11 protein-coding genes are annotated in these 12,011 nt (G+C 70.6%); 8 read left to right on the forward strand and 3 right to left on the reverse strand.

The features are described 5' to 3' along the window. The first annotated feature begins 73 nt into the window (after positions 1–73). From ACFYW9_RS36975 to ACFYW9_RS37005, 7 genes are all read left to right on the forward strand, one after another. Positions 74–1,198, forward strand: coding sequence for a SchA/CurD-like domain-containing protein (locus tag ACFYW9_RS36975; RefSeq protein WP_389159475.1), 1,125 nt, complete (start codon positions 74–76; stop codon positions 1,196–1,198). 65 nt (positions 1,199–1,263) lie between these two features. Beyond that, entirely contained in the window at positions 1,264–1,746 is a 483-nt protein-coding gene (locus ACFYW9_RS36980) for a cupin domain-containing protein (RefSeq protein ID WP_328672847.1), read from the forward strand. Beyond that, positions 1,743–3,011 carry a beta-ketoacyl-[acyl-carrier-protein] synthase family protein gene (locus tag ACFYW9_RS36985; protein ID WP_351870463.1) on the forward strand — a complete coding sequence of 423 codons (1,269 nt, stop codon included), beginning with the start codon at positions 1,743–1,745 and terminating at the stop codon, positions 3,009–3,011. Before ACFYW9_RS36980 ends, ACFYW9_RS36985 begins: the two co-directional genes overlap by 4 nt. Continuing rightward, positions 3,008–4,255: a ketosynthase chain-length factor gene (locus tag ACFYW9_RS36990; RefSeq protein ID WP_351870461.1), complete on the forward strand. Its 1,248-nt coding sequence runs from the start codon at positions 3,008–3,010 to the stop codon at positions 4,253–4,255. The genes ACFYW9_RS36985 and ACFYW9_RS36990 overlap by 4 nt, the downstream gene beginning before the upstream one ends. 28 nt (positions 4,256–4,283) lie before the next feature. Continuing rightward, positions 4,284–4,544 (forward strand): acyl carrier protein, encoded by a 261-nt coding sequence (locus ACFYW9_RS36995; RefSeq protein ID WP_326784246.1) that lies wholly within the window; start codon positions 4,284–4,286, stop codon positions 4,542–4,544. 1 nt (position 4,545) lies between these two features. Continuing rightward, a complete protein-coding gene (locus ACFYW9_RS37000; protein WP_351870459.1) occupies positions 4,546–5,025 on the forward strand; it encodes an SRPBCC family protein in 480 nt (159 codons plus the stop codon). A gap of 29 nt (positions 5,026–5,054) precedes the next feature. Beyond that, entirely contained in the window at positions 5,055–5,387 is a 333-nt protein-coding gene (locus tag ACFYW9_RS37005; RefSeq protein ID WP_329302933.1) for a TcmI family type II polyketide cyclase, read from the forward strand. An 85-nt stretch (positions 5,388–5,472) separates the two neighbouring features. Here the strand turns inward: ACFYW9_RS37005 and ACFYW9_RS37010 are convergent, their stop codons facing one another. The 3 genes from ACFYW9_RS37010 to ACFYW9_RS37020 all read right to left on the reverse strand — a co-directional run bounded on the left by ACFYW9_RS37010 (position 5,473) and on the right by ACFYW9_RS37020 (position 9,984). Continuing rightward, positions 5,473–6,501 carry a methyltransferase gene (locus ACFYW9_RS37010; RefSeq protein WP_389159476.1) on the reverse strand — a complete coding sequence of 343 codons (1,029 nt, stop codon included), beginning with the start codon at positions 6,499–6,501 and terminating at the stop codon, positions 5,473–5,475. A 29-nt stretch (positions 6,502–6,530) separates the two neighbouring features. Next, positions 6,531–7,592, reverse strand: a complete 1,062-nt coding sequence (locus ACFYW9_RS37015) for a nitrous oxide reductase family maturation protein NosD (protein WP_389159477.1) — start codon at positions 7,590–7,592, stop codon at positions 6,531–6,533. Positions 7,593–7,764: 172 nt separating this feature from the next. After that, positions 7,765–9,984 carry an NADP-dependent isocitrate dehydrogenase gene (locus ACFYW9_RS37020; RefSeq protein WP_389159478.1) on the reverse strand — a complete coding sequence of 740 codons (2,220 nt, stop codon included), beginning with the start codon at positions 9,982–9,984 and terminating at the stop codon, positions 7,765–7,767. Between the two features lie 327 nt (positions 9,985–10,311). On the opposite strand from ACFYW9_RS37020, the gene ACFYW9_RS37025 reads away from it, so the two are divergent. Next, positions 10,312–11,865 carry a M1 family metallopeptidase gene (locus tag ACFYW9_RS37025; protein ID WP_389159479.1) on the forward strand — a complete coding sequence of 518 codons (1,554 nt, stop codon included), beginning with the start codon at positions 10,312–10,314 and terminating at the stop codon, positions 11,863–11,865. The last annotated feature ends 146 nt before the right edge of the window (positions 11,866–12,011 follow it).

Genomic DNA, 12,011 nt, shown 5'->3' on the forward strand with positions numbered 1-12,011 from the left:
TCATGGCGGCCCCGGCGTTTCGGATACCGCGGTCGTTCAGGACTTCCGTGACGAAAAGGAGAGGTGTGCCGCAATGCCCAACTCGGCACGTATCGCGCAGTCGGCCTTCGACGGCTCGAAGCTTCGGGTGATCCTGCTGCTCGACCTGTACGAAGGCGCCCAGCAGCAGTTCCTCGACGCCTACGAACTCATGCGCAACCAGGTCGCCTCGGTCCCCGGTCACATCAGTGACCAGCTCTGCCAGTCGATCGAGAACCCCTCGCAGTGGCTCATCACCAGCGAGTGGGAGAGCGCCCCGCCCTTCCTGGCCTGGGTGAACAGCGAGGAGCACGTCGAAACCGTCCGGCCCATGCACAGCTGCGTCCGGGACACCCGGTCGATGCGCTACAGCATCCTGCGCGAGACCAGCCCCGCCGAACCGCTCGCCCCGGAGCCGGCCAGGTCGGCCCTGCAGGTCGAGGCCCGCGAGGGCAACGGAGTCGCGCGCCACGCCCTCACCTTCACCGTCAAGCCCGGATCCGAGTCGAAGGTCGCGGAGATCCTGGCCGGGTACGAGTCGCCCCAGGCCCAGGTCGACGACACCACCCGGCTGCGCCGCACCTCGCTGTTCATGCACGGCAACCGCGTCGTGCGGGCCGTGGAGGTGGAGGGCGACCTCCTCGCGGCACTGCGCCACGTGTCGCGCCAGCCCGAGGTGCGGGCGGTCGAGGAGGCCATCAACCCCTACCTGGAGCAGGACCGGGACCTGAGCGACCCCGACTCGGCGCGGGTCTTCTTCACCCGTGCGGCGCTCCCCGCCGTGCACCACGTGGTCTCCGGCCGCGAGGAACCCGCGAAGGTGACCCGGCACGCCCTGTTCTACCCGGCCCGCAAGGGCTGCGGAATGGAACTGGCCCGGCTGCTCGCCCACCAGGACGAGGCCGCGGCCGACGACCCGGCGAGCCCGGTGTACAGCAGCACCGTCTTCCAGCGCGACGACATCGTGGTGCGGCTCATCGACATCACCGGCGACCTCGACCTCGACCCCGTCGCCTCCCTCGGCCTCAAGGGGGCCAAGAAGGCGGCCGAACTGGAGCGGCTCCTCGACGGTGCCGCGATCGGCGTCGAAGGCTCCCTGGAGACGGAACGCAACACCAACCGCCTCCTGGCCCACGCCGACATGCTGCCCATCACCGACCGGAGCTCGGGGCCGTCCTGACGGACCGCCGCAGCCCGCGTACCCGGACGTCGTCCGACGTCCTCGCCACACCCGGAGGTTCAAGCATGATCAAGCACCATCCACGCATCGTGGACCTGAGCGAGACGGAACCCAACCGCAGGCGCGGAGGAGACATCCGGGCCCTGCTCACGCCCGCCACGGCGGGGTCCACCAGCGGCTTCATGGGCCTGGCGATCATCCAGCCCGGCGAGCGCATCGGCGAGCACTACCACCCGTACTCCGAGGAGTTCGTGTACGTGGTCAGCGGCGCCCTCGAGGTGGACCTGGACGGTGAGGCGTTCGCGCTCAGGCCCGATCAGGGCCTGCTGATCCCGATCGACATGCGGCACCGCTTCCGCAACGTCGGCGACGAGGAGGCCCGCATGGTCTTCCACCTCGGCCCGCTCGCCCCGCGACCGAGCCTCGGCCATGTCGACACGGAGGCCACCGACGACACCGTGCCGAGCCCCGAGTTCATGACCGCCGTGCCCGACCTGTCCGCGCCGGACCACGGACAGCCGTCCGAACGAAGCGGGGCCATAAAGTGACCCGCCGGGTGGCCGTCACCGGCATCGGTGTGGTCGCTCCGGGAGGCACCGGGACAAAGGCGTTCTGGGACCTCCTCGAAGGCGGCCGCACCGCGACCCGTGGCATAACGCTCTTCGACCCGGTGGGCCTGCGCTCGCGCATAGCCGCCGAATGCGACTTCGACCCGCTCGCGCACGGCCTGGACCCCGATCTGGTCGAACACACCGACCGGTACATCCAGTTCGCCGTGGTCGCGGCCGCGGAGGCCGTCCGCGACTCCGGCCTCGACACGGACCGGGAGGACCCCTGGCGCGTCGGAGTCTCCCTGGGCAGCGCCGTCGGCGGCACCACCCGTCTGGAACACGACTACGTCCAGGTCAGCGAGCGAGGCCGGCGGTGGGACGTGGACCACCGGGCGGCCGACCCGAAACTGCACCTCGCGTTCGCACCCAGCACCCTCGCCTCGGTCGTCGCCGAACGGTTCGGGGCGCAGGGACCGGTGCAGACCGTCTCCACCGGCTGCACCTCAGGACTCGACGCCGTCGGATACGCCTTCCACACCATCGAGGAAGGCCGGGCCGACGTCCTGATAGCCGGGGCGTCCGACTCGCCGATATCCCCGATCACGATGGCCTGCTTCGACGCCATCAAGGCCACGTCGCCCGACAACGACGACGCCGAGCACGCCTCCCGGCCCTTCGACGCCAACCGCAACGGCTTCGTCATGGGCGAGGGCGCGGCCGTACTGGTCCTGGAGGAGTACGAGCACGCCAGGGCCCGCGGCGCGCACGTCTACTGCGAGATCGGCGGCTACGCCACCTACGGCAACGCCTACCACATGACCGGTCTCACCAGCGAGGGCCTGGAGATGTCCCGGGCCATCGACAGCACCCTCGACCAGGCCCGGCTCGACCCCACGCGCATCGACTACGTCAACGCGCACGGCTCCGGCACCCGGCAGAACGACCGGCACGAGACCGCCGCGGTCAAACGGTCCCTGGGCGAACACGCCCACCGGACACCGATGAGCTCCATCAAATCCATGGTGGGCCACTCGCTGGGCGCGATCGGCGCGATCGAGGTCGTCGCCTGCGTCCTCGCCCTGAAGCACCAGGTGGTGCCGCCCACGGCGAACTACGAAACCCCCGACCCCGAGTGCGACCTGGACTACGTGCCGCGCACCGCCCGCCCGCGGAAGCTCAGGAACGTGCTCTCCGTCGGCAGCGGGTTCGGCGGATTCCAGTCCGCGGTGCTCCTGACCGGGCCGGCTGGGAGGACACGATGAGCACGCAGCGCCCCCGGAACGCGGCCGTCACCGGCATCGGTGTCATCGCCCCCAACGGACTGCGCACCGACGCCTACTGGAAGTCCGTCAGGGAAGGTCTCACCGTCCTGGACCGGATCACCCGCGAGGGCTGCGGACACCTGCCGCTGCGCGTCGCGGGAGAGGTCCGGGCCTTCGACGCGGCGGACCTCATCGAGGAACGCTTCCTCGTCCAGACCGACCGCTTCAGCCACTTCGCGATGGCCGCGACCGTCCTGGCCCTCGACGACGCGGGCCTCGGAGCGGCCGGCCCCGAGGACCCGTACGACGTCGGCGTGGTCACCGCCGCCGGATCCGGCGGCGGCGAGTTCGGCCAGCGCGAACTGCAGAAACTGTGGGGCCAGGGCTCCAAGTTCGTCGGCCCCTACCAGTCCATCGCCTGGTTCTACGCGGCCAGCACCGGCCAGATCTCCATCCGCGGCGGATTCAAGGGGCCGTGCGGAGTCGTCGCGAGCGACGAGGCCGGGGGACTGGACGCCATCGCGCACGCCGCCCGCGGTGTGCGGCGCGGCACGGGCGCGATGGTCGTCGGCGCCGCGGAGGCGCCGCTCGCCCCGTACTCGATGGTCTGCCAGCTCGGCTACCCCGAGCTCAGTACCGTCGAGGACCCCGCCCGCGCCTACCGCCCCTTCACCGAGGGAGCCTGCGGCTTCGTGCCCGCGGAGGGCGGCGCCATGCTCGTCGTCGAGGACGAGCGGCGTGCGCGCGAGCGGGGAGCGGAGGTCCGGGCCCTGGTGGCCGGGCACGCGGCCACGTTCACCGGCGCCTCCCAGTGGGAGCGGTCCCGTGAGGGGCTCGCCCACGCGATCCGGGGCGCCCTCACCGAGGCCGGCATCGCCCCGGAGGAGATCGACGTCGTCTTCGCCGACGCTCTCGGCGTACCGGCGGCCGACCGCGCCGAAGCCCTGGCCATCGCCGACGCCCTGGGGGCCCATGGCACCCGGGTACCCGTCACGGCGCCCAAGACGGGAATCGGCCGGGCCTACTGCGGGGCGCCCCTGCTGGACACCGCGGCCGCGGTCCTCGCGATGGAGCACGGCCAGATCCCTCCCACCCCCAACGTGTTCGACATCTGCCACGACCTCGACCTGGTGACGTCGAACGCCCGACCCGCCGAACTGCGCACGGCCCTGGTCCTCAGCAGGGGCCTCATGGGGTCCAACGCGGCCCTGGTCGTGCGGCGCGGCGGCGACCACGCCCGGTAGACGGGCCGCACGTGAGGAGAACAACCACATGATCACCACCGAAGTGACCGTCGACGAACTGGCCGCTCTCATGAAGAAGGCAGCCGGGATCACCGTCGACCCCCACGAACTCGCGCAGTCCCTCGACGCGCCGTTCGGCACCCTCGGACTCGACTCGCTCGCCCTGCTCGGCATCGTCGGCGAACTGGAGAACCGGTACAGCCGGCCCCTGCCCCCCGACGCGGAGCGCTGCAAGACCCCGCGGGCGTTCCTCGCCCTCATCAACGACACCCTCAAGGCTGGAGCCTGAAGTGGCCGGACACACCGACAACAGCGTCGTCATCGACGCCCCCCTCGACCTCGTGTGGGACATCACGAACGACATCGAGAACTGGCCGCGGCTCTTCAGCGAGTACGCGTCCCTCGAGATCCTGACCCGGGACGGCGACACGACCACCTTCCGCCTCACCATGCACCCGGACGACAACGGCAAGGTGTGGAGCTGGGTCTCGCAGCGCACCGTGGACCGTGCCGGGCGGACCGTCCGGGCGCGCCGCGTCGAGACGGGGCCGTTCGCGCACATGAACATCCGGTGGGAGTACGAGGAGACCCCGGCCGGTACGCACATGCGCTGGGTGCAGGACTTCGCGATGAAGCCCGACGCCCCCGTCGACGACGCCTGGATGACGGACAACATCAACCGCAACTCCGTCACGCAGATGGCCCTCATCCGGGACCGGATCGAGCAGGCCGCCCGTGAGCGCCGCAGCCCCGCGGCCATGCCCCGCTGACCGCCGGAACGGCACAGGAAGGACACCCGATGCACCACGCCCTGATCGTCGCCCGTATGGCGCCCGACTCGGCCCCGGCGATCTCCGACGTGTTCGCCGCCTCCGACCGGGGTGAGCTCCCGCACCTCATCGGGGTCAGCCGGCGCAGCCTCTTCCAGTTCGGTGACGTGTACCTGCACCTCATCGAATCCGAACGGGACCCGGGGCCCGCCATCGCCAAGGTGGCCGGGCACCCCGAGTTCCGGAGCGTCAGCGAGGAGCTGTCGGCGTACGTCAGCGCGTACGACCCGCAGACCTGGCGCAGCCCCAAGGACGCCATGGCGCGCTGCTTCTACCGCTGGGAGCGCGACACCGCCTCCTGATCGGCACCGTGACACAACCCGAGGCCGCCGGCTCCGCGACGAAGCGGAACCGGCGGCCTCGGGTTTTCCTCTGCGCGTCGCCCGGTCAGCCCGGGACGGTGCACTCGAAGGCGTGCAGATAGGGGTTCACCGGGCGGATCTCGCCGATGACGAGACCCGCCGCCGTGAGCCGGTCGACCATGCTCTGCCGGGTGTGCTTGGCACCGCCGACGTTGAGGAGCAGCAGCAGGTCCATGGCCGTCGTGAACCGCATCGACGGGGTGTCGTCCACGAGGTTCTCGATGACGACGACGCGGGCGCCGGGCCGGGCGGCCGCGCGGACGTTCGCGAGCGCCCTGCGGGTGCTCTCGTCGTCCCACTCCAGGATGTTCTTGATGATGTACACGTCCGCCTGGACCGGGATGGCCTCGCGGCAGTCCCCGGCCACGATCCGCACCCGGTCGGACAGCGCCCCGCCGCTCCGCAGGCGCGGGTCGGCGTTCTCCACCACGCCCGGCAGGTCGAGCAGGGTGCCGTGCATCTTGGGGTGCTTCTCCAGCAGACTGGCCACGACGTGACCCTGGCCGCCACCGATGTCGGCGACCGACTTCACGCCCCGCAGGTCGAGCAGCTTCGCGACGTCCTGGGCGGACTGTGAACTGGACGTCGTCATGGCCCGGTTGAAGACGTGCGCGGACTCGGGGGCGTCTTCGTTGAGGTACTCGAAGAACTCCTTGTCGTACACCTCCTCGAAGACGTTGCGGCCGGAGCGGACCGCCTCGTCGAGCTTCGGCCAGACGTTCCACGTCCACGGTTCGGTGCACCACAGGGCGATGTAGCGCAGGCTGTTCGGGTCGTCCTCGCGCAGCAGCCGGGACATCTCGGTGTGCGCGAACGTGCCGTCGGGGCGCTCCGTGAAGACGCCCTGGCAGGACAGGGCGCGCAGCAGTCGGCGCAGGGTCCCCGGCTGGGTCTTCACCGCGGCGGCCAGGTCCTCCGCGCTCATGGGCGTGTCGTCCAGGGCGTCCGCCACACCCAGTCGCGCCGCGGCGCGTACGGCGGCGGCGCGGGCCGCTCCGAAGACGAGTTCCCGCAGTTGCATGGACGGCGGGGGACTCTGATCCACAGTTGTCATTCGTGCCTCGTTTCTGTGTCGTGCCCCACTCAGCACATTCCGGCGGGCTCGGAGACCTTGCAGGTGTTGCTCCGGAACGTGTTGCCCTTGCCGGTGGTGTCGCGGTTGGCGAGGTCGGAGGGACCGTTGCGCAGGACCACGTTGTCGCGCACCTCGTTGCGCTCGCTGAGCGCGCCCACGAAGCTCTTGAACAGCACGATGCCGCCCGACAGCGGGGAGGTGCCCGCATTGTCCTCGACGCGGTTGTGCGTCACGCGGGTGTCCTCGACGCCGGTGAGGACGATGCCCGAGCCCTGGAGGGCAGGGAGACGGGGGGTCTTGGGGCAGGACTTGTTGTTGGCGTGGATGTAGTTCCCGGTGACGGTCAGGTCGCCGGTACGCGGCTTGTTCTCGTCGCCCACGACGAACACGGCGGTGCAGTTGCCGGTGGCCTCGTTGCGGGCGACGGTCAGGTTCCGCACCCGCCGGACCGTGATGCCGATCCGGTTGCCGCTCGTCAGGTTGTGGGCGACCACCGTTCCCTTGGTGTCGCGGGCTCCCTCCTCGGTGGTGACCGTGTTGGAGACGAAGAGACCGGCGTCGCCGTTGTCCCTGGCGATGTTGCGGACGAACCTGGTCCGCACGGACCGCTCCTCGGCGATGCCCCACTGGCCGTTCTTCTCGGCGGTGACCCGGCGTACCGTCAGTCCGTCGGTGCCGGTCGCCCACAGACCCTGCTTCGAGAAGCCCCTGATGGTCAGTGACGCGACGGTGACGCCGCGGACGCGCTTGCTGTCGGTCCCGGTCACACAGATGCCGTTGCCGGCCTTGGCGCAGGCGTCGGTGGCGGCGGTGTTCGGCACGATGACGGTGGACCTGGCGCTCGCGCCGCGCAGGGTCACGTCCCGCACCTTGATGGTGACGCTCTCGTGATAAGTGCCGGGGGCGACGACGACGGTGTCGCCCGCCCGCGCCGAGTTCACGGCCTTCTGGATGGATTCACCCTGGCGTACCAGGTGCACTGACGGGTGGTCGGCGGGCAGGGCTGCGCCCACTCCCGATGCCACGACCACAGCCGTGCACGCGAGGTAGGCCATCTGTTGTCTGGTCATGGGCCGAAGCTATGAACGGGCGTTCCGGCCCGCCACCGGTGATCGCCCAGGTGGCCTTCTCCGTCACCGTGACGCGCCGGGAGACCTCACGCCGCCGCCCCGGCCGGAGGATCCGGCCGGGGCGGCGGGTGCGGAGCCGAGCCCGCGAGGTGGTGCGTGGGTGACGCGTGGATCAGGCGAGGTTCGCCAGCGTCTCGTTCCAGGTGGCGGACGGGCGCATGATCTTCGCGGCCTTGGCGGGGTCGGGCTGGTAGTAGCCGCCGATGTCGGCCGGGTTGCCCTGGACCGCGTTCAGCTCGCCGACGATCGTCTGCTCCTGCGCGGTCAGCGTCTCGGCGAGCTGGGCGAACGCCTTGGCGAGGTCCGCGTCGTCGGTCTGGCGAGCCAGCTCCTGCGCCCAGTACAGGGACAGGTAGAAGTGGCTGCCGCGGTTGTCGATGCCGCCGACGCGACGGGTCGGGGACTTGTCCTCTTCGAGGAAGGTCGCCGTGGCGCGGTCGAGGGTGTCGGCGAGGACCTGGGCGCGGGCGTTGCCGGTGGTCTTCGCGAACTGCTCGAGGGACGGTACGAGGGCGAAGAACTCGCCGAGGGAGTCCCAGCGCAGGTAGTCCTCCTTGACGAGCTGCTGGACGTGCTTCGGGGCGGAGCCGCCGGCGCCCGTCTCGAACAGGCCGCCGCCCGCCATCAGCGGGACGACCGACAGCATCTTGGCGCTGGTGCCCAGCTCCAGGATCGGGAACAGGTCGGTCAGGTAGTCACGCAGCACGTTGCCGGTCACCGAGATGGTGTCCTCGCCGCGGCGGATGCGCTCCACCGACAGCTTGGTGGCCTCGACCGGGGCCAGGACGCGGATGTCCAGACCCTCGGTGTCGTGCTCCGTCAGGTACTCGTGGACCTTGGCGATCAGGTTGGCGTCGTGGGCGCGGGTCTCGTCCAGCCAGAACACGGCCGGGTTGCCGGTGGCGCGGGCGCGGGTGACGGCGAGCTTCACCCAGTCCCTGATCGGCGCGTCCTTGGTCTGGCAGGCGCGGAAGATGTCGCCGGCGGAGACCGTCTGCTCCAGCACCGCGTCGCCGGCCGCGTCGACGAGGCGGACCGTGCCGGTGACCGGGATCTCGAAGGTCTTGTCGTGGCTGCCGTACTCCTCGGCCTTCTGCGCCATGAGGCCGACGTTCGGGACGGAGCCCATGGTCGACGGGTCGTAGGCGCCGTTGGCGCGACAGTCCTCGATCACGGCCTGGTAGACGCCGGAGTAGGAGGAGTCCGGCAGGACCGCGAGGGTGTCGGCCTCCTGGCCGTCCGGGCCCCACATGTGGCCGGAGGTGCGGATCATGGCCGGCATCGAGGCGTCGACGATGACGTCGGACGGCACGTGCAGGTTGGTGATGCCCTTGTCGGAGTCGACCATCGCGAGGGCCGGGCCCTCGGCGAGCTCGGCGTCGAAGGACGCCTTGATCTCGGCACCCTCGGGGAGGGCCTCCAGGCCCTTGTAGATGCCGCCGAGACCGTCGTTCGGGGTCAGACCGGCGGCGGCGAGCGTCTCGCCGTGCGCCGCGAAGGTCTTCGGGAAGAAGGCGCGCACGACGTGACCGAAGACGATGGGGTCGGAGACCTTCATCATCGTGGCCTTGAGGTGCACGGAGAACAGGACGCCCTCGGCCTTGGCGCGGGCGATCTGCTCGGTGAGGAACTCACGCAGCGGCGCGACGTGCATGACGGACGCGTCGACGACCTCGCCGGCCTGCACGGGCACGGACTCGCGGAGCACGGTGGTGGAGCCGTCGTCGCCGACCAGCTCGATGCGCAGCGTGCCGGCCTCGGAGATCACCACGGACTTCTCGGTGGAGCGGAAGTCGTCGACGCCCATGGTGGCGACGTTCGTCTTCGACTCGGTCGACCACGCGCCCATGCGGTGCGGGTGGGCCTTGGCGTAGTTCTTGACCGACGCGGGGGCGCGGCGGTCGGAGTTGCCCTCGCGCAGGACCGGGTTCACGGCGCTGCCCTTGACCTTGTCGTACCGGGCGCGGATGTCGCGCTCCTCGTCCGACTTCGGGTCGTCCGGGTAGTCCGGAAGCGCGTAGCCCTGCGCCTGAAGCTCGGCGACGGCGGCCTTGAGCTGGGGGATCGACGCCGAGATGTTCGGCAGCTTGATGATGTTCGCGCCGGGCGTCTTGGCCAGCTCACCGAGCTCGGACAGGGCGTCCGCGATGCGCTGGTCCTCCTGGAGGAACTCCGGGAAGAGGGCGATGATGCGCCCGGCCAGCGAGATGTCACGGGTCTCCACAGTGACACCCGCCTGAGAGGCGTACGCCTGGACCACCGGCAGGAACGAATACGTCGCCAGGGCCGGGGCCTCGTCAGTGTGCGTGTAAATGATGGTCGAGTCAGTCACCGGGTGCTCCGCTCCACGTCTGCAACATTGCTCGACATCAAGATATCTCGTGAGCGCCCCCGACTCGACAGCGGTCCGTCCCGCGTCGGACCGGGAGGGGCGGAAAACGGCCGCGGGCGCCGGAGCGGGCCCGTCGGAGCGAAACGCCCGGAACGGACACCTCCGGCATCCGTCCGGCCCGCGGATGTGAACGCGCGGGCCGCAGTGAAAACGGCAAGTGCCCGTCAGAGGCAACCAGTTGGCCCTCTCAGCCGTACATGAGAGTGATCGCCCACCTGATCTCACGGCGGACCCCCTGGCTCTCCGCCGCCCTAACGAAAGCGAATGATGAGATATCGCACCAGAGTGACGGCCCCCGCGGCCGCGCTGCTCGGTACCGCCGCCGCACTCGCCGTCGCCCCCACCGCCTCGGCCCGGCCGCTGACCGCGAAGCCGGATCAGGGCACCCCGGGTGCCGAGACCCTCGGTGACTCCGTCTACCCGGCCCTCGGCAACGACGGCTACCGCGTCGAGGCGTACCACCTCGACTTCTCGTACGACGCCACGACCCGCCTGGTCGACGCCAAGGCGACCCTGCGGATCAAGGCGACCCAGGACCTCTCGCGCTTCTCGCTCGACGCGCTCGGCCTGGACGTGCGCGCGGTGAAGGTCGGAGGCGTGGCCGCCGGCTTCGAGCAGGTGGACGAGAAGCTGCGGATCACCCCGGTGCGGACCCTGCCGAAGTCCCGCGCCGTCGCGGTCTGCGTCGAGTACGGCGCCGACCCGGCCAGGACGCTGGCGTACACCGCCTGGGTGCCCACCCCCGACGGCTTCGCCATCTGCCCCCAGCCCAACGCGGCGCACACCGTCTTCCCGTGCAACGACCACCCGTTGGACAAGGCGGACTTCACCTTCCGCATCACCGTGCCGAACACCCTGCGCGGTGTCGCGAGCGGCTCGCTGACCCGCACGGAGCAGCTCGACGGCGACCGGACCGCGTACACGTACCGTTCGGCCGACCCGATAGCCACCGAACTGGTGCAGATCACCGTCGGCGACTACGTCGTCAAGGAGCGGCAGGGCCCGCACGGGCTGGGGCTGCGGGACGTCGTCCCGACGGCGCGCGCCGCCGCGCTGGAGCCGGCGCTCGCGCTCACCCCGGGCCTCGTGGAATGGCTGGAACAGCGCCTCGGCGCCTACCCGTTCGAGACGTACGGGCTGCTGCCCTGCAACAACGACGCCGCGAACGCCTTCGACTTCACGGGCCTGGAGACCCAGACCCTGACGCTCTACAAGCCGAACTTCCTGCTCCAGGAGGAGAAGAAGATCGGCTCGCACATGATGCACGAGCTGGTCCACTCCTACTTCGGCAACAGCGTCAGCCCCGCCAACTGGGCCGACCTGTGGATCAACGAGGGCCACGCGGACTTCTACGGGCTGCTCTACCGCTACGAGCGCGGCTGGGCCGACTCGCTCGGCCTGACCACCATGGAAGCCCGGATGAAGGACACGTACGCCAGGGGCGACCAGTGGCGTCAGTCCTCGGGCCCCGTCGCCGCGCCGAACGCCGTCAACCTCTTCGACAACCAGCGCTACCTGGGCGGAGTCCTGGTCCTGTACGCGCTGCGCGAGCTGGTCGGCGAGGACGTCTTCAACCGCATCGAGCGCACGTTCCTCGACCGGTACCGCAACCGCGCGGCGACCACCGCCGACTACGTCGCGGTCGCCACCGAGATCTCCGGACAGGACCAGTCGGGCTTCCTGAACGACTGGCTGTACGGGACGAAGACCCCGCGCATGCCGAACCACCCGGACTGGACGGTCACCCCGGTCGTGTCGAGCCTGGTCGCGCCGCGCCACCGCGAGCCCGGCCACTACCCGGACTCGACCGCCACGCTCTGACCGGGCGGGCGAACGGCCGGGGGGGGGGGGGGGGGGGGGGGGGGGGGGGCGGCCCGCCCCGCCCCGCCCCCCCCCCCCCCCCCCCCCCACCCCGCCCATGTCCCCGACGCGCCCCTCGTCCATCCGAACGCGTACATCCGAACCCC

The organism is Streptomyces sp. NPDC002698, from assembly GCF_042888945.1.
GTDB lineage: Bacteria > Actinomycetota > Actinomycetes > Streptomycetales > Streptomycetaceae > Streptomyces.

What these genes read in the sequence shown, in the direction of transcription:
- ACFYW9_RS37015 (WP_389159477.1), bottom strand. Translation starts at nt 7,592, where the DNA reads ATGACCAGACAACAGATGGCCTACCTCGCGTGCACGGCTGTGGTCGTG.
- ACFYW9_RS37025 (WP_389159479.1), top strand. Translation starts at nt 10,312, where the DNA reads ATGAGATATCGCACCAGAGTGACGGCCCCCGCGGCCGCGCTGCTCGGT.
- ACFYW9_RS37005 (WP_329302933.1), top strand. Translation starts at nt 5,055, where the DNA reads ATGCACCACGCCCTGATCGTCGCCCGTATGGCGCCCGACTCGGCCCCG.
- ACFYW9_RS36975 (WP_389159475.1), top strand. Translation starts at nt 74, where the DNA reads ATGCCCAACTCGGCACGTATCGCGCAGTCGGCCTTCGACGGCTCGAAG.
- ACFYW9_RS36995 (WP_326784246.1), top strand. Translation starts at nt 4,284, where the DNA reads ATGATCACCACCGAAGTGACCGTCGACGAACTGGCCGCTCTCATGAAG.
- ACFYW9_RS36980 (WP_328672847.1), top strand. Translation starts at nt 1,264, where the DNA reads ATGATCAAGCACCATCCACGCATCGTGGACCTGAGCGAGACGGAACCC.
- ACFYW9_RS36990 (WP_351870461.1), top strand. Translation starts at nt 3,008, where the DNA reads ATGAGCACGCAGCGCCCCCGGAACGCGGCCGTCACCGGCATCGGTGTC.
- ACFYW9_RS37010 (WP_389159476.1), bottom strand. Translation starts at nt 6,501, where the DNA reads ATGACAACTGTGGATCAGAGTCCCCCGCCGTCCATGCAACTGCGGGAA.